The organism is Nocardia otitidiscaviarum, from assembly GCF_007362295.1.
Taxonomy (GTDB): Bacteria; Actinomycetota; Actinomycetes; order Mycobacteriales; family Mycobacteriaceae; genus Nocardia; species Nocardia otitidiscaviarum.
In genome coordinates this window covers 3,599,900-3,617,250 of record NZ_CP041695.1, presented here as the reverse complement: position 1 = coordinate 3,617,250, position 17,351 = coordinate 3,599,900, and the positions used below count along the sequence as shown (strand labels likewise).

The following is a 17,351-nucleotide window of genomic DNA, read 5'->3' as shown; positions in this document are numbered from 1 at the left end:
GCATGAACAGAATTCATTCCGGATGCGAGCGGCCGACGATGCGGAATCACTGCTGATCGGCATCGGCCACACTGCCTGATGCGGAATCTCAGCTAACGCTCAGCGATGGGAACTCTACCCTCCCGTGCGGGTAGAGTCGCAAGCTCGGCGGGGCGGACGTGGCCGAGATCTCATTCCGGCTCGCCCAGTCGAACGAGGGTGAGCATGGCCTCGCGCTCGATGCGGGCGACCTCGCCGAGCAGCGTGCCCGCCTGGGCGAGATGCTGTGCGGCGCTTGCCGTTCCGGCCTGCGTGAGGAGTGCGGCCACCTCGGTCCAGTGGGTGGCCGCACGGGTGTACAGGCGGTGGCCGGTGCGGAGTTCGCTGGCGTCGCGCAGCTCCATCGCCTCGGCGAGGAAGTCGCGGTAGAGATTGCGGAACAGGGCGCCGCCGGTCCCGGCCCGCTCCATGAGCAGCGCGGCCTGCGGCAGGTCACGGCCCGGGTCGTCGGTGCGTTCGAACCAGGTGGGCACCAGTCGAGCGGCCTTCTCGATGCCGCGGTAGCCGACATTGGCGATGGGTGGCTCGAGGAAGGCACGGGCGCAGGCGGTGACGGCGGGAACGATCCGGCCGCGTGGGTCGGGTGGGGGAGTGGGCGGCGTGAGCGTGAACGAGCGGTTCCTGGCCGTCATCGGGCCGCGTGCGGCGCGGGCCGCGGCGAGGCTGGCCAGGCTGGTGGTGACCGCGCCGCCCTGCTGTGCGGTGTCGACCAGGAGGGCATTGTGCTCGTCGTAGCCGTACATGGCGACGATATGGCCGCCGAAGTGCACCTTCGAGCCGAAGTAGTCCAGGTGGTAGCTGTCGAGCTGAAGGCCCACCGGCTGGCCGTCGTCGAGGGCGGAGGCCACGTTCTCCCACGCCTTGCGCGGTGACGTGGTCTCGTGCACGCGCAGGTTCAGTCCGAGGGTGGCGGCGAGGTTGCGGGTGAGGTCGAACGGTTTGACGCGTCCGCCGAGGAAGGGGAAGTCCATGGCCTTGCTGTCCCAGTAGAGGAAGGACAGCCCGCCGCCGAGCCCGAAGAGCATGGGCTCGGACAGCTCGAGGCCCCGCTGTCGCAGCAGTACGCCCAGCGCCGTCGTCTCGCAGTGCTGCGCGCCGCGCGCGTCGACGTCTACCACCGTGGCCATCGTCAACCTTCCTGGACGGGAGCGGAGAACCACCGTCCATGGTGGACTCTCCCGCCGGAGGAGAGTCCAGGTGCCGCCGGGGCCGATGCGCGCGGATGGCCCGCCGATGTGATCGACGGGCCATCCGCGGTCGGGTATCTACCAGTTCTGGACGACGATCAGTCCGTCGGCGGGGCTCACCAGGACGGCCACATTCCCGCCGGGATGTGCCGCGGCCTCACCGATGATGTCGCGCAGCGGGGCGAACCGCCACGCGTCGTTCTCGGCCAGCTGCGATCCCGGCGCGAGCGCCACCGAGGTGGCGTTGTACGGCACCACCTGATCGACCAGTGCGGGTACCGGACCATTGGCCAGCGCCGCCGTCTCGCCGGGCGTCAGTTCCAATCCGACCGCCCCCGGTCCGGCGACCGGGGTGGCCGCGGCGGCCGATCCGGCGCCGATCACGGCGGCGGCGACGATTCCGCTCGCGGCGGTCAGCAGGGTGAAAGCGGTGGTCCGAGTACGCATGGTGTCCTCCGTGGGGAGCCGATGAGAAACCTTCCGAATGGTGCGACGCGCCGGGCCCGGCGACGACTGCGACCATGACACGCCGGTCATGCGACCAGGAAGTGGAATGCGATGGTGGTCACTTCCCGGCCGCTGCGGCGACCCACCTCACACGAACGAGGCATCTCCGCCGAAAGATGCTGCGGCGCTGAAGTATTCGTTCTCCACATCACGCTGCGAACCGCCTCCGGCGCAGTGTCCGTATCTGGATCGTTACCGAGGAACGGCCCCACTGTCGCGCCGTGTCGAGGGACGATCGACGAAAGGTGGCAACTGATTGGCTACTCCGCGGTCGGTAGTCAGAGCAGGCAGGAGTCGGGGCGGCTCGGCTTGTGCTCGCGCATGGGTTCAGTCCACCTGTTCGCCCTGTTGGCGGCGGAATTCGAGGTCGCGCTGCCGGGCTTCCTCCTGGCGTTTGGCCTCGGCGCGCTGCTGTTCGGCGCGGGCGCGGAGGGCGCGGAGGAACTCCTCGTCGTCGTCGGGGTTGCGGGGGATGTAGCGGCCGGGGCGGTCGTATTCGGGGTAGGCGGTGGTGGAGCGGGGGCGCGGGGGTTCGTAGGGGCGGCCGAGGATGAGCCAGAGCAGGGCGCCGACGGTGGGGACGAAGAGGATGATCAGGAGCCAGGCGCCCTTGGGGAGGTGGCGGATGCCGGACTCGGGGGCGGTGATCACGTCGATCAGGCAGAACACCCACAGGGCCAGGGTGATGAGTCCGACGATCAGGTAGGGCATGGCGTTCTCCTCGAACACGTTCGGGGTACTCGACCGGTTCGGCGGTGATACTTCGCGAATCCCCCAAGGATCTTTCGAAGGGTGAACAGTACCTCGAGTCGACCTGTGGCAACCAGTTGGCAAATGGCCGATGTGTCGGCGGCGTGACATCGAGACGGTCGGCGGAGCGACAGACGGCCGGTGGGCGCGGGGTTCAGACTCGGCCGAGCAATGTTCAGGCGGTGGTGTGGTGAGCGCCACCACCCCGACTACCGAGGAGTGCCGATGACCCACAGCACGACAGCCGTCGCCCCCGCGCCCCGAGGTGCGACCGATCCGCGAGAGGTGTTCGCGGACAGGCTGATCGAAGATGCGACGCGCGCACTGGAACTGATGAGCGTGCAGCTCGGCTTGGTGCTGGGGCTGTACGGGGCCTTGGCGGAGCGGGCGGCTACCGGTGCGGAACTCGCCGAGCGGGCCGGTATCGCGGCCCGCTACGCGCGGGAGTGGCTGGAGCAGCAGGCCACCGCCGGTTACCTGCACTGCCCGAATCCGGGCGATGCGGCGGAGCTGCGCCGCTTCGAACTGCCCGCCGCACACGCGGAAGTGCTGCTGGCGCATGAGAGCCCGTACTTCGTGGCACCGACCGCGCCCATGATCGCCGGGGTCGCGGGCGTCCTGCCCGAGCTGGCCACCGCCTACCGCACCGGCGGCGGAGTGCCCTTCTCCGCCTACGGAGCCGAAATCCGCCACGGCATACGGGATCTCAACGGGGCCCTGTTCCATCACGAACTCGCCGACTGGCTCACCGCGGTCCCGGACGTGGACGCGCGCCTGCGCACCGAGCCCGGCACCCGGATTCTGGACCTCGGCTGCGGCTGCGGACGCTCCACCACCGCCCTGGCGACCACCTACCCGCACGCGAGCGTGCACGGCGTGGACCTGGACGCCGCCTCGATCGAGGAGGCGCGTGCCGCGGCCGTAGCGGCCGGACTGGCGGACCGGGTGCGCTACACCGCGGCCGACGCCGCCGCGCTCGCCGAAACCGATGCGTACCAACTGATCACACTGTTCGAAACCCTGCACGACATGGGCGATCCGGTGGGCACCCTGCGCGCCGCCCGCCGTGCCCTCACGGCCGACGGCGCGGTCCTCATCGGTGACGATCGGGTCGAGGACGAGCTGACCACCCCCGGACCCGTGCTGGAACGCTTCCAATTCGGTTGCAGCGTGCTGCACTGCCTGCCCGCCACCATGGCCGAGAACCCGGTGGAGGCCAACGGCACCATGCTCCGCACGCCGACCCTGCTGCGCTGGGCACGGGAGGCCGGATTCACCGAGGCCCGCGTGCTGCCCATCGAGAACGCCTTCTGGCGGTTCTTCCTGCTGCGTCCGTAGCGCAACCGCTCAGGCGCTCGCTTCCCTGGCGGCGGGACGCGCGATCCCGTCCAGGATCGTGCCCGCCACCCGGTCCGGATCGTCGGATATGAGCACATGCCCACAGCCGGGCAGGCGCACCCAGCGGGTGTGGCGGGCAAATGATCTCGGCGCCGGCTGACGCCCGGCGGCAGCATGAGATCGCGGGTGCCGAAGGCGACCGTCACCGGGACGTGTTCCCGTACTCCCGCCATGGGCACGGTGTCGAAGGGTGCGCGAGCGGTTTGTGCAGGTCGACAGATCGGGCCGGTCGGCCGTGCACCCCGGATACCATGAGCCATGCGGTGGCGGCCCATGCGTGTCCTGGCTCGAGTGAACCGTCGGATCACCAATCCGGCCTTTCTCGGGGCGGCCGCCCGTCTACCCGGATACGCGAATGTCGTCCACGTCGGTCGCCGGACCGGCAAGCGCTACCGGACTCCGGTCGGAATCACCTGGCGCGGTACGCAACTGCGGATCGCGCTGAGCTACGGCCGGGGCAGCGACTGGGTGCGCAATACGCTGGCGGCCGGACGATTCGAGCTCGAGCATCGCGGGCGGGTGCTCGCGATGACCGAGCCCGAGATCGTCGTCGAGGCGGGTCGGCCGTTCCTGTCGGCGCGGGTGGACGCGCGGACGAGCTGACCGTCGACCTCGCCCGGCTCAGGACGCGGGCACCGTGCCGAGCAGGACGCGCTTCAGGTGTTCGGGGGCGATCAGGGTGCAGTAGTGCTGCCCCTTGAAGGCGTCGGGGATGCCCGGCGTATCCAGCGGCACGTGCAGGGATTTCGAGGGCAGGTGCAGCGTGCCGTCGGAATCGACCGTGGCCGTGGGGAAGTCGGCCAGCCAGTCCTGACCGGTGGCCGCCGGGGTGTCGGGATCGATGGTCACCTGGTACGGGCGGTAGACCAGGGCGTCCCGTTCCGCCCGGGTCAGATCCCGGGCCACCCGCCACAGCGTCCTCCGGTTGGTGTCGCCGCAGGTGCCGTCCGCCCCGGCCGTGCGGTCGCCGTACTCCTGGTTGATGTGATCGGCCGATTTGCCCTTGCAGCGCACCTGGCGCGGTACACCGGTGTCGTCGTAGGTGATGTAGCTGGTGACCGTGAGCGGGCGCACCTGGGGTTTCGACGCCGCGAACGCGGCGAGGTCGGTGTAGGGCACCTCGGCGAATTCGCCACCGGCTCGGTGGAATCTGACCAATCGCAGCGAGGCCGTGTTCACCTGGGCGCGCTGGCACAGTGACAGACCCGACAGGCCCTGCTCCTCGGCGGGTTCGGCGGTGGCGGGCGTATCGGCCACACCGATCACGGCGGCGGCGAGGGCGGCGGTGAGGACACCGGAGGCGAGCGAGGATCGAATACGCATGGGGTACCGGACTTTCGACGTGGAACAGGTGAGGAGGCGACCGCGAGACGCGGTCAGTAGCCGGTGAGGATGTGAGCCGCGGGCGCGGCGGGCACCGTGCCGTGCGGCGCGGCGGGATAGAAGTCGGGAGTTCGCGTTCCGGCGACGAAGTCACCCATCCAGCCGAGGGCGAGTCGGCGCAGCGTGGACGAGTTGACCGATTCCGAGATGCCGCAGAGCATTTCGCCCATCGCGTCCGAGCTGGTGCCCTCGGCGTCGGTGTGCACCCCCGAGGGCAGCAGCACGCCGAGGAAGGGGCGGTCCAGACGAGTTCGTACGGCCAGGGTGCCGATGCCGAAGCTGTTGCAGGGCGACGGCGGGGCCGAGATCGTCAATGTCGGCAGGTCGGTACCGGAGATGCCGTCGAGAGCGCGGTCGATATTGTTGCCGATGAACGAGCGCACCGGGTCGAGCAGGACTACGCCGCGCAGCGTGTTCCAGGTCTCCAGATGATGGGTGCGCAGCCGCTCGGCGACGTAGGCGACGGCCTCGGCCCCCGCCGAATGCCCGACGAACACCAGTCGTTCGGGAATGGCGGGAACGGCGCGGCCCGCGCGGTGAGCGGCGTCGGCGAGACTGGTCGACAGCGCGCCGCCCGGTGCGGAGGCGGTGCCGAACAGGGCGGCCACATCGTGCAGGAATGCCGTGTTGTCGCCGATGTTCTGCAGCGTGCAGCCCGAGAGGTTCATGAACGGCATGTTCGGCGCGAAAACCAGGTATCCGGCGTCGGCGAAGGTCGAGGCGAGCGCGCCGACATGTCCGCTGGAGCGGGCGAAGCCGTGCTGCACCCACACCAGGGCCCGGGGTGGTCCGGCGGGCAGGTACCAGTCCGCGCCCTGTTCGAGAACCGTGGCGGCACAGGGGATGTCGATGGTTCCTGGCAGCCGGTCGGCGGCCTGGGCTTCGGGTGCGGCCAGCAGCGCGGCGAGTACGGCGATGGTGGCCAGACCTGGGCCTCTGAGATGCATGGCTACTCCCACGGCGGGCGCCTGTTTCCTCTAGCGGAATGGCGTTTCTTCTTTTGGCTGACCATTAAGGGTGATGGCGGCGCTGCTGTCAAGCGGTCGGCGTGAGCCTATTGCGGCTGGACAGGGCGGGTGGTGACCATTATGTTTCGTTATGGGAAACCATGTTTCACTCAAACGTGGTGTGCCGATATGTTGCCGTTGAGTGAGGGGGAGTGGATGCGATCGGCGTTGTACGTGCCGGGCAATCGACCGGAACTGTTCGACAAGGCGGTGTCCGGTCCCGCCGACGTGGTTCTGCTGGATCTGGAGGACGCGGTGCCGCCGCGGGACAAGGAGGGGGCGCGCGCCGAGGTGGCCGCCTGGTTGCGCGCCGCCACCCCGTCGGCTCGGCGGATATGGGTGCGCGTCAACCCGGGTGAACACGGCATCGAGGACATCCGTGCGGTCGCCCCGGCCGGAGTGGAAGCCGTATGCCTGGCGAAAACGGAGTCAGCGCAACAGATTCGGGAGGTGGGCGAGGTGTTGGCGGCGGTCGAACCGGCGGTGCGGCCCATTCGCCTCTGCCCGCTGCTGGAGAGCGCGGCCGCGATCTACGCGGCGCGCGAGATCGCCGCCGCGCCCCGGGTGTGGCGCCTGATGATCGGAGAGTCGGACCTGTGCGCGGAACTGGGAATCGAACCCGGGCGAGACGGCTACGAAATGCTCGCCCTGCGCACCCGGATCGTGCTGGCCAGTGCGGCCGCGGACATCGCGGCCCCGCTCGCGCCGACCAGCACCGACTTTCGCGACCTCGACGGTCTGCGCACATCGACCGAAGCCCTGCGCCGCTTGGGTTTTCGCGGCCGCACCTGCATCCACCCAGCCCAGGTCCCCGTCGTCAACGAGGTGTTCACCCCCAGCCCCGCCGACCTGGCCGCGGCCCGCGCGCTGGTGCGCCGCTTCGAGGCCGCCGCGGGCGGTGTCGTTCTCGACGACGCGGGCCGCATGGTGGACCGCGCCGTTGTCCGCCGCGCTCGCGCCCTGGTCGACGACGCGTTCGAATAGGCCGGCGTGATCGCGCCCGCTGCTCTCGGTCGATCGCCGGGCCGGGTCTGGCTGGCGGGTACGGGGTGACCCTGTCATGCACCCCGTACCCGGTTACCCGCGCACGCCGTGCCGCGTCGGAAGCCGATGGGGCCGCGGCGAACTCGGGTCGTCCGCGTGGCCGCCGCTATTGGTAGCCGGGATCGGCCCAGGCTCCGATGGAGCGGGAGCGGACCGGTTCGATGTAGCGCGGGGCGAGGCTGTGCGGGTAGTCGTCACCCCAGTTGGTGGCGTCGCCGGACATGGTCACCCGGGCGTTGTCGGTGTACCAGTCCACGAGATCGGCGTCCGAGCGCACGATCCACGTGCAGCCCTGCTGTGCGTCGGCGGTGAAATCGCCGTGTCGGATGAGCGCGGGCCGCCAGAAATAGGTGCCGGGCCACATCGTGCCGAAGTTGTACTCGAAACCGCCGTCGAGGCAGTACGCCTCCTCCGAGCACGGGTGGTGGGCCAGGGGCTCCTCGCGCCAGCCCGGCTTGGCCTTGATGAGGCGGGTGTAGAAGCCCGTCTTCTCGTCCCGGTGCAGCAGTTTGATGTACAGGCCGGGTACCGGTGTGCCGCCCAGATCGAAACGCATCGGACTGCCGTCCTTGACGTCGATCCAGGGCATCTCGGCCGAATTCAGCACCACGAGCTTCTGGTCGGGGCGCACGAAGTCGCGGTCGGCGTCGGCGAGGTCGAAACGCCAGTCGCCCTGTTCGCGGAACAGCAGGATCTCGGTGCCCGCGGTGACGGAGATCGGCGGGGTGCGGACGCCGGTCGGTGCCATCCAATAACCCTCGGGGCCGAGCACGGTATCGCCGATGGTCACCTCGCCCGACAGCACGTACCACTCCGTTTCGGCGTGGTGCACCCCGGCGGGCCGGGACCAGTCGCTGGTGAAAGTGACCTCCAGCGAGGCGGATCCGTCCTCTTCGTCGTAACTGAGATTGCGCTGCACGGCGCTGCCGGTGGCGTGCTCGAACTCGGCGATATGGGTGATCAGGTCGCGTGCGTCGATGAGTTCTACGTGTGGACGCATCGGTCCTCCTCGGGAAGCGGTATTTCCGATACGAAATGTACTGGTTATGAATAACCAAAACAAGGTGTATCGTAAATTCTCGTGACTCGACCCGGACGTCCCGCGGGCCCCGCCGCCGATACCGAAGCCGTCGTGCTGACCGCGGCGCTGGACCTGCTGCTCACCGAGGGGGCCGGGGCGCTCACCCCGCAGCGCCTGCACGCGGTGACCGGCGTCGCCCGCACCACCATCTACCGGCATTGGCCGACACCGCGCGATGTCCTCGCCGCGCTCATCGCCGTCGCCCCGCACGAACCCCTCACGCCCAGCGGTGATCCCGTCGCCGATCTGCACACCGAGGTGGATCTGCTGTGTGATCGTCTGCGCGACAAGCCCGTCGCCGCCTTCCTGCGCGCACTGGTGACCGCCTCGTCGGCCGACCCGTCCTGCACCGAACTGCGCCACCGGTATGTGGCGGACCTGCTCGAGCCGTTCCGGGCGGCGTTGCGCGCACTCGCATTCGGCGACGAGGCCGCCGTCGAGGAGGCGGCGTCGGCGATCGTCGCGCCGCTGCTCGTGGACGCGCTGCTGCTGGACCGCCCGGTGGACCGGGAGCGGGCGCACCGCGCGGCCGCCGACGTGCTAGCCCGCGTCACCACCTGAACCGAAACACCCGAATCCAGCAGTACCAGGGAGCGTCATGACCAATGCCGTCGGCACCCGCGCCGTCTTCGGCGTCGTCGTACCGAGTACGAATACCGTTGTGGAGCACGACTACTGGCGGGCGGGGCTGCCGGGTATCGCATTCCGCGCCGGTTCCATGTACATCCCGAATCCGGTGATGGGCGACGACGCGGACTTCCAGGCGCTGCTGGTGCAGATCCGCGCCTCCATCGACACCGCCGTGCGCGACGTGCTCACCGCCGAACCCGAACGCATGGTCATGGGTATGTCCGCGGAGACGTTCTGGGGCGGTGTGGCCGGGAACGCGGCCTTCGAACAGCGCCTGCGCGACCGCACCGGACTCCCGGTCACCACCGGGGCGAGTTCGTGCCGGGCCGCCCTGCACGAACTGGGCTGCCGCCGCATCGCGGTCTTCTCGCCGTACCAACCCATCGCCGACCGCGAGGTGGGGCGGTTCTTCACCGAGGCGGGGTTCGATGTCGCCGCCATCACCGGGTTGCGCTGCCCGAGCGCCATGGCCATCGCACGCGTCGGCGACGACCGCCTACGCGAGGTCGTCACGGCCCTCGACGGCCCGGATGTCCAGGCGATCGTGCAGGTCGGCACCAACCTGTCCTTCGTCGCACTCGCCGATCGCCTCGAAGCGGAACTGGGCAAACCCGTGATCGCCATCAATGCCGCCACCCTGTGGTACGCCCTGCGCGACCACGGTTTCGACGATCGCATCGAGGGCGCGGGAGCCCTCCTGCGCGAACACTGAATCGCTCCTGCGAGCCCCTCGTTCCGGCCGAGATCGACGCGGTGTCGACCGGTAGCGCGTCGCCGACTCGGTGATCTCGGCCGGTACGCCCTCGGTTGTCTGCGGGTTGCGGTGAACAGCCGACACCGGCACGCCCCCGGGATGGTCGAGTGACCCGGGGCTTTCAAACCTCCAGGTACGGGCCGACTTCGGCGCGGAGCCAAAACTCTGCACGGCGGCACAGGCGGTGTCCGATGCTCGTGATAGATGTGAGAGGTGTTCGGGCGATCATGGTTGGTATTGGCAGTCTTGGTGTTCGCGGCGGGGTGCGCTCAGCCTCAGGAGCTCGGGTACTCGAAACGGTTCGCGTCGCTTCCCTCGTCGTGTGCAGACGTGTCTGCGGCGGTCGAGGATTCGCTGCGCGGGTACGCGGGGGACATCTATGCCCCACGAGACCTGCATACGCTCGACTACTCTGTAGGTGACAGCTGGCAGCGGCTCGCCTGCACCATCACCTACGACGACGACCCGATACCCGACGGCGACGGTATGCCCGCCGCCGGCCCGATGTCGCGCACGGTCACCGTCGATCTGCGCCTTACCGGTTTCGGCAGCCTCCCCGGCAGCACCACGACCGCTCTGGCTACAGAATGGCGCCGGCCCAGCGATGCCGGGCCGCCGACACCGTTGCCCGGTGTCGGCGAGGACGCCATCACCTGGACGTCCGAGCCCGGTGACCGGGTGCGAGCCCATGTCCTTGCGCGGATCGGCAATCTGAGAATCGAGGTCGTCACCGACGGCCGTGACTGGACGGGTGACGAGCGGTTCCCGCTGGCCGACACCCACCGGTTGCGCACTGCTCTGCGTTCCGGGGGCGAGGCGATCACTGCCGCGCTCGCCCACTACCTCCCCGACCAGCTCCCCCAGGTCTCGACCCCGCAGACGCGCCCGAGCCCGACCACCTACAGCAGTCCGCCGCCTCAGCTGACCCACTTCGATCCCTGCGCCATTCCCGACACCGCGCTCGCGCCGGTGGGTTTGACCCCGCACCCGAGCCGAAACTGCGTGTGGAACGGCGGTGCGCGGTACGACGTCGAAGTCGAGTTGTCCGATCAGGCTTTCGCCGACGTCATCTACCGGTCCGAGCGCTACGCCCACCCGGTGCCGGTCACGGTGAACGGACGGCGGGCGCTTCAGGTGTATTGGGCCAGCGACAGTCGGTGGTTCTGTGATCTGGCCTTCGACACGCCCCGTGGAGACGACCAGGGCAGGATTGTCGGCACGACCGTGCTCGAGGCGGTAGCCAACGCCACCCGGAACCCGATCAGCCGCGACACGCTGTGCGACGAATTGATCCGCGTCGCTGCCGCTTTCGAACCGCATCTGCCGCCGGGGCGGTCGATGCGCTGAGATCGCGCTCGGCCGCCTGGACGCGCCCGCGCGTGGAGAACATGCGCCCGTGCGCGGGGGACGCGTCCCGGCCTGTCACACGTGGGCGTGCGGCGGGGCGTGTGGCGTCGGCGGTCCGGACCCGGCGACGGATGCGTCGGGGCCGGCGGTCAGTGGTCGCGCAGCAGCGCCCCGGCTCCCTCCACGCGGTCGGGGATGTCGTTGTCGCGCAGTGCCATCCACCAGGTGGCGGCATTGATGGCGATTACCGGTTTGCCGAGCCAGCATTCCGCCTCGTCGGCCAAACGCACCATGGACAGGTTGGTGCCGCATTGCACCAGTGCGTCCACTCCGGCGTCGTCCACCTCGCGCAGCGCGGTGCGCAGTTCGTCCTCCGTCACGTGGGCGATGGATACGGCGGTCGGGCAGCGCAGTCCGCGAATGGCTTTGACGTCGAAGCCGAGTTCGCCGAAGAAGCGGACGACGTTCTCGTCGCCGACGGGCTGGTAGGGGGTGACCACGCCGATGCGTTCCGCACCGTACAGGTGCAGGGCCCGTCGGCACGCCTCCGCGCCGGTGGCCACCCGCAGGCCGGTGATGTCGTGAATCTGTTGCACGAATTGCCGATTGCCCTCCACCCCGCCCCAGAAGGTCTCCGCGGACATGCCCATGACCATGTAGTCGGGTTCGCAGGTCAGCACGCGTTCGCAGGCGGCCCCGATCTCGGCGCGGATCTGCTCGAGCAGCCGACCCATACCGGCGTCGTCGTTCATGTTCTGGTCGCGAATGTGGATGCGGCTGAAATGGGCGGTGACCCCCGGCACGCCCATGCGGTAGAAGTCGGGTTCCACAATGGTGTTGGTCGACGGCGCGATCACCCCGAATTTGCGCCGCCAGCCCAGTGCGTCGGTCATGGGTTCCTCTCTGTGGTGAACAGGTCGCGGCGACGTACCGGCGCGAGGGCGAACCGCCCGATGATCTTGCGGGTGGTCAGCCAGCGCACGTGCGCGCCGTTGCGCCGCTTGTCGACCGCCCGCGCGGCCAGCCAGGGCGCGACCGTCTCCACCGGATCGGCCAGGATGTTGAAGATGCGGCGCGCCGTGGCCAACTCGGCCGGATCGTCGTAGCCGTGGGTGAGCAGGTCGGTGACGACCATGCCCGGACTGAGCAGCCCGACCGACACCCTCGACGGGACCTCGGCGGCGAGTGCGGTGGTCAGATAGGTGACCGCGCGCTTGCTCGCCCCGTAGACCCCCAGCCCGGCCACTGTGCGTCCGTCACTGCCCAGGCCCTCCATGTTCCAGATGTGGCCGCCGCCGTTCGCGGCCATACCCGCCACGGCCACGGCGCACCCGTTGAGCACGCCCAGCAGATTGGTGTCCAGGACGGTGCGGGCGGCACCGACGGGCAACTCCCACAGCGGTTTCCGGTCGTGCGAGACGCCCGCGTTGTTGATCCAGATGTCCACGCCGCCGCACCGTTCCACCGCGGTGTCCCACAGCCGACGCACCTGCTCCCGGTCGGTGACGTCGGCGGTGACCACCACCGCGTGATCGGGGAGTTCGGCGCTGATCTTCGCCACCCGCTCGGCGTCGCTGCCGCACAGTACGACCCGGTGACCGCGGTCGAGCAGGGCGCGTGCCATACCCAGCCCGATGCCACGGGTGCCGCCGGTGATCACCACGGTGCTCATGTGCGCTCCAGTACGCCGTGCATGACCGCGGCCAGGCTGTTGTGCTCGAACATCTGGTACACGACGGCCATCCGGGTGCCCGCGCCCATACCCGGTTCGGCGTCCATCATGAACTCGCGGCCGATCAGCCGACGGCCGTCGACGGTGTGCAGCCGCACGAAATTCGCTCTGCCGTAGGAGTTTCCGTTGCCCCACACATCCGGGCCCTCGTGGAAGGACCGCACGCCGTCGCGGCGCACCGTGATCCGGGAGTCGGAGGCGACCGGGCCCGACATGACCAGGCGGTGTTCGGCCACCAGCAGGGTCACCGGGTCGATCTCGAGTTCCATCCGCAGCGCGCCCAGCGGCTGCTGGGTGGCCGACCACAGTTCCAGCTCACCGGCGTAGCGGCTCTTCTCCTTGGTCGGCACGGTGAAGACGACCGGCCCACAGCGGGTTTCGGTCTCGACCCGCTGCTCGACCAGCTCCGGATCGCGGGTGTAGAGACCGGTGAACACCCCGACCAGCGCCGGCCCCTGGTACAGCACCGAGGAGTACACCTGGGTGTCGCCGAGGGTCTGGTTCCAGGTGTTCAGTCCGACCTGCCAGCCCGGACCGTAGTAGTTGGCGTCCACGAACCCGCCGTAGGGCTGCCCCGATCCGAAGAAGTCCGGGCCGGTGTAGATCCGGTCGGCGTCGGAGTCGCGGACGCCGAAGGCGAACGGCGCGCCGAGGGCGAAGCGGCCCGCCAGCGTGCCGCCGCCGGTGAGGCCGCCGTCCATGTAGTAGGTGGTGGTGCCGTTCTCGTGCACCGACGCGCGTCGGATGTCCTCGAAACCGCACCAGGTGCCGCCCGCGTCGAACAGGGAGGGGCGGCCCACCCATTCACCCGCGATGCGCTGCTGGAAATTGCTCGGAGCGTCGATGGCGCTACCTTCTCTCACTCGTCACCGTCTCTCACCGGGCGGCGAGCAGTTCGCCGCGCACCCGCTCGGCCTGTTCGGCGCCGAGCAGGTGAGCGACCCGCCCCCACACCGGATCGACCTCGGGGCTGAACAGGTTGGCGCGCTGGCGACGGTCGCGCACCGCCAGCTCGGCGTCCACGGCCGCAACGCCGTTGTCCACCAGCGTCAGCCAATGCTCGAGATACCGGTCCACGGTGGCGTCGAGGGCCTTGAACGCGGCCTCGGTGGCCCGGCACACCACCATCCACGGCGACATCATGGCCCGTTGCCGGGGTCCGATGGCGGCGGCGGAGAGCCCGTCGATGCGCCACGCCTCCGCCAGCGGATCGGTGAGCGGTCCGAAGGCGGCATCGAGATAGTCCAGGTGCACCGCCAGGTCCACACGCGGGATGAGATCCAGGTGCATGGCGTGGTAGTCGCCCGCGTACACCGCGTCCAGGGTGAAATGCGGTATGGCGGAATCGCTTCCGGTGAAGGCGAACACCATGTGGCTGTCGAGTCCGATGGGCGGCACCACCAGATCCACCACCACCGCCTTGTCGATGGGGCCGCCGCGCAGCACCCGCAGTCTGCCCACCGGATCGGGCGACATGGCGCTGGTCAGCGGCAGATCCTCGGCGACGGTGAGACCGAGCGCGGTGCTCAACGCCGACAGGGTGCGCTCGCAGAGCGCGGTGGGCAGGCTCATTCGGGATTACCTCCGGTGCGGGCCTTGTGCACCCAGGCACTGGCCAGTTCGGGATTGTCGCGGCGGGCGGGGGAGGCGATGACGGTCGCCGTCCGGCGCGGCGAGTCGCCGGTGATGATGTCGTCGTCGCCGACCCACCACCCCTGCTTGCGCAGTTCCAACCGTCGCCGCCGGTAGGCCACCTGCAGGCCGTCGCTGCGCACGTGCAGCTCGTCGGACAGGTCGAAGGGCAGCAGTTCGGGCCGCTGCGATTCCACCACCGGCCGGTCCTGCAGCAGGATCTTCTCGATGCGCTTGCGCGCGTTGCCGTCCGCCCACGCCCCGGTGAAGAAATTGCGGTAGCCCAGGATCTTGACCAGTGTGCGTTCCTGGGAGAGCGGAATATTGAAGTCGTAGAGCAGCATGTCGCCGATCGGCAGCCGGATGTGCAGCTTCACGATGTTCGGCAGATACCAGGCGTTGGTCACGGTGACCGATTCCGGGCGGGGTCGCCGCCGGGCCAGCAGTCCCCACAAGCCTTTGGGCAGTGGCGGGCTGAGCTGGATATCGGCCTCGGCGGACCAATCCGTTTGGCGGATGCGAAAATCCGGGATCTCGGGCTTGTCCGGATTGCCGAAGCTGGTGCCGTGCACGAACGGCGTATGCGCGGCGTCGACCACGTTCTCCAGTGCCCGTTCGTAATTGGCGTCGATCTCCATCTCGAACTGCACCACCCGGAACTCCGGGTCGTCGTGTTCGGGAATGACCGGGATGGGCGGGCGTTCCGCCTCCGGGAGATCGCCCAGGAACGCCCAGACCATGCCGTAGCGTTCCACGGTCGGGTAGGCGTCGATCCGCGCCTTGCGGGGGATCTTGCGCTCCTCGGCATTGGCCGGGATCTTCACGCAGACACCCTCGCTGTTGTACTGCCAGCCGTGGTACGGGCAGGCGATGCAGTCGTCGGTGACCGTGCCCATGGACAGTGCCCCGCCTCGATGCACACACAGATCCGACAGGCAGGTGACCGTGCCGGAGCGGGTGCGGAACAGCACGAAATCCTGCCCGAGACAGGTCACCTTCCGGGGGCGCCGCCCGACGCGGTCGGCGAATTCCAGGGCGTACCAGAAGTTCTTCAGCATGGTGGTTCCTATCGCCGGGTCAGACGCAGTGCGGCATCGTCGAATTCGGCCAGTTCGGTCTTGGCCACGGCATCGCCGCGTAGATGCGTCCGCAGGAAGATCGAGACCAGCCGCGCGAACGACGGCAGCGCGTCGGTGTCACCGAGGCCGTCGAGGAAGGCGCGTGCGGCGGTGGGGTCGGCGTCGGCGATCCCGAAGTGATTGGCTCCCGGCACCTCCGCCAGCAGGTGATCGCCGTCGGGCAGCGCCTCGGTGAAGGTGCGCCGCACCGGATCGGGCCGCTCGTCCCCCTCCTCGCCGTAGCGGTCGGCGCTGCCCTGGATCACCCCGTCGCGTGACCCCACACCCAGCAGCACCGGGCAGGCGGTCTGGGCGGGCAGCACGGTGCCCGGCGCCCAGCCCAGCATGGTGGCGACGAGCGTGTGTGCGCCCCAGGCGAATACCGCCGCGATCTCGGGGAAGAAGCGCGCGGACTGGAGGGCCACGGTGCCGCCCGCCGAATGTCCGCCCAGGGCGACTCGTTCCAGATCGAGAGCGCCGCGCAAGGGCGGCTGGTCGTTCAGTTCGGCCAGGGCGGCCAGCACCGCGCCGATGGTCGGGCAGGTCGGCCGGGTGCCGTAGGCGTCCGGGCGGGCAGCGTCCAGATCCACGCCCGGAGTGAGCCCACGCTGCCCGCCGAACAGTTCGGCGACCCGATCCAGGGTGACCACCACGAATCCGCTCGCGGCGACCGCGGTGGCGAAGCGGCGGTAGGACTCCTGCCCGACATTGACCCCGGACAGGAACACCACCACCGGATAGGGCGCGCCCGCCGGATCGGGCGGAAACACGCCGGTGAGCCGTTCGGCGTCGGAACCGGTGGCGACGGCCGGGTAGTAGACCTTCAGGTGGGCGGTGTCGAACGGTGCGGTGCCGTCGGTGCGCGCCGACCACCACAGGGAGCGAATGAGTGTCATGCGGTCGGCCTCGGCAGTTCACGGTCGCCGCCCCAGAGCGCGCGCACCAGCCGCTGGGTGAGTTCGGGCCCGAAGAACCGCTCTCCCATGACATTGGCCGGATCCCGCTCGGCGATATTGCGGCGGATGGCCAGATCTCGCTCGGCCAGTGTGGGGCGTTCCGCGGCGGGCACAGGTTCGGCCGCGTCCACCCAGGTCAGCCACTGCTCCACCCGGGAGGTCAGCACCTGCGCCACGGTGTCGAGATTCGGTCGCGTGGGCGGAAAGGAATAGCAGTACGCGGTGGGGGAGAGGCTGCCGCGAATGAAGCCGGTGCGGCTGGTGAACCAGGTGAAATCCGGGTGGTCGCGCTTGAAGTCCAGCCAGGGTTCGTCATTGGGGGCGTAGAAGTCGTCGAAGTACGCGACGTCGCCGACGAGGTCACCGCGTGGGATGGCGTCCACGTAGAACCAGCCCTCCGGCCACAGCAGCAGCGCCGATCCGAGGTGCGGCACCCGGACGTGCGGGCCCAGCCACGCGGTGAGATGCAGGTTCACGAAACCGGTTCGGGGATCGCCGATCCAGGAGTGCACCAGCCAGTCGATCTCCGGTCCGGAGTAGGCGGCGAGGCTGCCGGAGGGGCCACCGTCCGGGTCGCCGTAGGTCTCCAGATCGGCGGTCGAGGGGTCGCGGGTGAGCGTGAAGCGTTCGGCGATACAGGATTTCAATCCGGTCAGCAGCGCCCGCCACTCCTCGAAGGTCTCGGTCACATCGGCGCGCGGGGTCTGGTCGACCAGCTGCTCGACGTGTTGCAGGGTTTCGCTCATGGCTGCTCCGGAGTCGTCGATACGGTTGTCACACGGCTGC

Annotated in this window: 19 protein-coding genes; 6 read left to right on the top strand and 13 right to left on the bottom strand. The window is 69.3% G+C overall.

Annotated elements, in window-relative coordinates; translation table 11 throughout:
• Positions 1–170: 170 nt before the first annotated feature.
• The 3 genes from FOH10_RS16000 to FOH10_RS15990 all read right to left on the bottom strand — a co-directional run bounded on the left by FOH10_RS16000 (position 171) and on the right by FOH10_RS15990 (position 2,444).
• The gene (locus FOH10_RS16000; protein ID WP_143981324.1) at positions 171–1,166 is read right to left on the bottom strand and encodes a BtrH N-terminal domain-containing protein; all 996 of its coding nucleotides are present in this window, start codon (positions 1,164–1,166) and stop codon (positions 171–173) included.
• Between the two features lie 138 nt (positions 1,167–1,304).
• Positions 1,305–1,673: a hypothetical protein gene (locus tag FOH10_RS15995; protein ID WP_143981323.1), complete on the bottom strand. Its 369-nt coding sequence runs from the start codon at positions 1,671–1,673 to the stop codon at positions 1,305–1,307.
• Positions 1,674–2,060: 387 nt separating this feature from the next.
• Positions 2,061–2,444, bottom strand: a complete 384-nt coding sequence (locus FOH10_RS15990) for a PLD nuclease N-terminal domain-containing protein (protein ID WP_143981322.1) — start codon at positions 2,442–2,444, stop codon at positions 2,061–2,063.
• 264 nt (positions 2,445–2,708) lie between these two features.
• Here FOH10_RS15990 and FOH10_RS15985 point away from each other — a divergent pair, with 264 nt between their 5' ends.
• On the top strand, positions 2,709–3,821 hold the full coding sequence (locus FOH10_RS15985; RefSeq protein ID WP_143981321.1) for a class I SAM-dependent methyltransferase: 1,113 nt from the start codon (positions 2,709–2,711) through the stop codon (positions 3,819–3,821).
• Between the two features lie 333 nt (positions 3,822–4,154).
• A complete protein-coding gene (locus FOH10_RS15980) occupies positions 4,155–4,484 on the top strand; it encodes a nitroreductase/quinone reductase family protein (RefSeq protein WP_186000860.1) in 330 nt (109 codons plus the stop codon).
• Positions 4,485–4,502: 18 nt separating this feature from the next.
• On the opposite strand, the gene FOH10_RS15975 is transcribed toward FOH10_RS15980, so the two are convergent.
• Together FOH10_RS15975 and FOH10_RS15970 are read right to left on the bottom strand one after the other, a co-directional pair.
• Positions 4,503–5,204, bottom strand: coding sequence for a hypothetical protein (locus FOH10_RS15975; protein ID WP_143981319.1), 702 nt, complete (start codon positions 5,202–5,204; stop codon positions 4,503–4,505).
• Between the two features lie 53 nt (positions 5,205–5,257).
• On the bottom strand, positions 5,258–6,211 hold the full coding sequence (locus FOH10_RS15970; RefSeq protein ID WP_143981318.1) for an alpha/beta hydrolase: 954 nt from the start codon (positions 6,209–6,211) through the stop codon (positions 5,258–5,260).
• A gap of 216 nt (positions 6,212–6,427) precedes the next feature.
• On the opposite strand from FOH10_RS15970, the gene FOH10_RS15965 reads away from it, so the two are divergent.
• Positions 6,428–7,255: an HpcH/HpaI aldolase/citrate lyase family protein gene (locus tag FOH10_RS15965; RefSeq protein ID WP_143981317.1), complete on the top strand. Its 828-nt coding sequence runs from the start codon at positions 6,428–6,430 to the stop codon at positions 7,253–7,255.
• A 166-nt stretch (positions 7,256–7,421) separates the two neighbouring features.
• Here FOH10_RS15965 and FOH10_RS15960 read toward each other — a convergent pair whose 3' ends face one another.
• On the bottom strand, positions 7,422–8,315 hold the full coding sequence (locus FOH10_RS15960) for a DUF4437 domain-containing protein (RefSeq protein ID WP_143981316.1): 894 nt from the start codon (positions 8,313–8,315) through the stop codon (positions 7,422–7,424).
• An 81-nt stretch (positions 8,316–8,396) separates the two neighbouring features.
• Between FOH10_RS15960 and FOH10_RS15955 the strand changes: the two genes are divergently transcribed.
• From FOH10_RS15955 to FOH10_RS15945, 3 genes are all read left to right on the top strand, one after another.
• A complete protein-coding gene (locus FOH10_RS15955) occupies positions 8,397–8,957 on the top strand; it encodes a TetR/AcrR family transcriptional regulator C-terminal ligand-binding domain-containing protein (protein ID WP_143981315.1) in 561 nt (186 codons plus the stop codon).
• 37 nt (positions 8,958–8,994) lie between these two features.
• Entirely contained in the window at positions 8,995–9,738 is a 744-nt protein-coding gene (locus FOH10_RS15950) for a maleate cis-trans isomerase family protein (protein ID WP_143981314.1), read from the top strand.
• 255 nt (positions 9,739–9,993) lie between these two features.
• On the top strand, positions 9,994–11,127 hold the full coding sequence (locus FOH10_RS15945) for a DUF3558 family protein (RefSeq protein ID WP_221937982.1): 1,134 nt from the start codon (positions 9,994–9,996) through the stop codon (positions 11,125–11,127).
• Positions 11,128–11,276: 149 nt separating this feature from the next.
• Here FOH10_RS15945 and FOH10_RS15940 read toward each other — a convergent pair whose 3' ends face one another.
• From FOH10_RS15940 to FOH10_RS15910, 7 genes are read right to left on the bottom strand one after another with little or no spacing between them, the layout of a single operon-like run.
• A complete protein-coding gene (locus tag FOH10_RS15940; protein WP_143981312.1) occupies positions 11,277–12,020 on the bottom strand; it encodes a maleate cis-trans isomerase family protein in 744 nt (247 codons plus the stop codon).
• Positions 12,017–12,799 carry an SDR family oxidoreductase gene (locus FOH10_RS15935; protein ID WP_143981311.1) on the bottom strand — a complete coding sequence of 261 codons (783 nt, stop codon included), beginning with the start codon at positions 12,797–12,799 and terminating at the stop codon, positions 12,017–12,019. The genes FOH10_RS15940 and FOH10_RS15935 overlap by 4 nt, the downstream gene beginning before the upstream one ends.
• Positions 12,796–13,722: a hypothetical protein gene (locus tag FOH10_RS15930; protein WP_221937981.1), complete on the bottom strand. Its 927-nt coding sequence runs from the start codon at positions 13,720–13,722 to the stop codon at positions 12,796–12,798. Before FOH10_RS15930 ends, FOH10_RS15935 begins: the two co-directional genes overlap by 4 nt.
• Positions 13,723–13,735: 13 nt before the next feature.
• Positions 13,736–14,431, bottom strand: coding sequence for a hypothetical protein (locus FOH10_RS15925; protein ID WP_143981310.1), 696 nt, complete (start codon positions 14,429–14,431; stop codon positions 13,736–13,738).
• Complete coding sequence (locus tag FOH10_RS15920) at positions 14,428–15,549, bottom strand: aromatic ring-hydroxylating dioxygenase subunit alpha (RefSeq protein WP_143981309.1); 1,122 nt, start codon at positions 15,547–15,549, stop codon at positions 14,428–14,430. The genes FOH10_RS15925 and FOH10_RS15920 overlap by 4 nt, the downstream gene beginning before the upstream one ends.
• Positions 15,550–15,557: 8 nt before the next feature.
• Entirely contained in the window at positions 15,558–16,505 is a 948-nt protein-coding gene (locus FOH10_RS15915; protein WP_143981308.1) for an alpha/beta hydrolase family protein, read from the bottom strand.
• Positions 16,502–17,311: an oxidoreductase gene (locus tag FOH10_RS15910; protein ID WP_143981307.1), complete on the bottom strand. Its 810-nt coding sequence runs from the start codon at positions 17,309–17,311 to the stop codon at positions 16,502–16,504. The genes FOH10_RS15915 and FOH10_RS15910 overlap by 4 nt, the downstream gene beginning before the upstream one ends.
• Positions 17,312–17,351 lie beyond the last annotated feature (40 nt).

Bases quoted from the DNA above. Each gene is read 5' to 3' on its own strand.
- FOH10_RS16000 (WP_143981324.1), bottom strand. From the start codon at position 1,166: ATGGCCACGGTGGTAGACGTCGACGCGCGCGGCGCGCAGCACTGCGAG.
- FOH10_RS15995 (WP_143981323.1), bottom strand. From the start codon at position 1,673: ATGCGTACTCGGACCACCGCTTTCACCCTGCTGACCGCCGCGAGCGGA.
- FOH10_RS15990 (WP_143981322.1), bottom strand. From the start codon at position 2,444: ATGCCCTACCTGATCGTCGGACTCATCACCCTGGCCCTGTGGGTGTTC.
- FOH10_RS15985 (WP_143981321.1), top strand. From the start codon at position 2,709: ATGACCCACAGCACGACAGCCGTCGCCCCCGCGCCCCGAGGTGCGACC.
- FOH10_RS15980 (WP_186000860.1), top strand. From the start codon at position 4,155: ATGCGTGTCCTGGCTCGAGTGAACCGTCGGATCACCAATCCGGCCTTT.
- FOH10_RS15975 (WP_143981319.1), bottom strand. From the start codon at position 5,204: ATGCGTATTCGATCCTCGCTCGCCTCCGGTGTCCTCACCGCCGCCCTC.
- FOH10_RS15970 (WP_143981318.1), bottom strand. From the start codon at position 6,211: ATGCATCTCAGAGGCCCAGGTCTGGCCACCATCGCCGTACTCGCCGCG.
- FOH10_RS15965 (WP_143981317.1), top strand. From the start codon at position 6,428: ATGCGATCGGCGTTGTACGTGCCGGGCAATCGACCGGAACTGTTCGAC.
- FOH10_RS15960 (WP_143981316.1), bottom strand. From the start codon at position 8,315: ATGCGTCCACACGTAGAACTCATCGACGCACGCGACCTGATCACCCAT.
- FOH10_RS15950 (WP_143981314.1), top strand. From the start codon at position 8,995: ATGACCAATGCCGTCGGCACCCGCGCCGTCTTCGGCGTCGTCGTACCG.
- FOH10_RS15940 (WP_143981312.1), bottom strand. From the start codon at position 12,020: ATGACCGACGCACTGGGCTGGCGGCGCAAATTCGGGGTGATCGCGCCG.
- FOH10_RS15935 (WP_143981311.1), bottom strand. From the start codon at position 12,799: ATGAGCACCGTGGTGATCACCGGCGGCACCCGTGGCATCGGGCTGGGT.
- FOH10_RS15925 (WP_143981310.1), bottom strand. From the start codon at position 14,431: ATGAGCCTGCCCACCGCGCTCTGCGAGCGCACCCTGTCGGCGTTGAGC.
- FOH10_RS15920 (WP_143981309.1), bottom strand. From the start codon at position 15,549: ATGCTGAAGAACTTCTGGTACGCCCTGGAATTCGCCGACCGCGTCGGG.
- FOH10_RS15915 (WP_143981308.1), bottom strand. From the start codon at position 16,505: ATGACACTCATTCGCTCCCTGTGGTGGTCGGCGCGCACCGACGGCACC.
- FOH10_RS15910 (WP_143981307.1), bottom strand. From the start codon at position 17,311: ATGAGCGAAACCCTGCAACACGTCGAGCAGCTGGTCGACCAGACCCCG.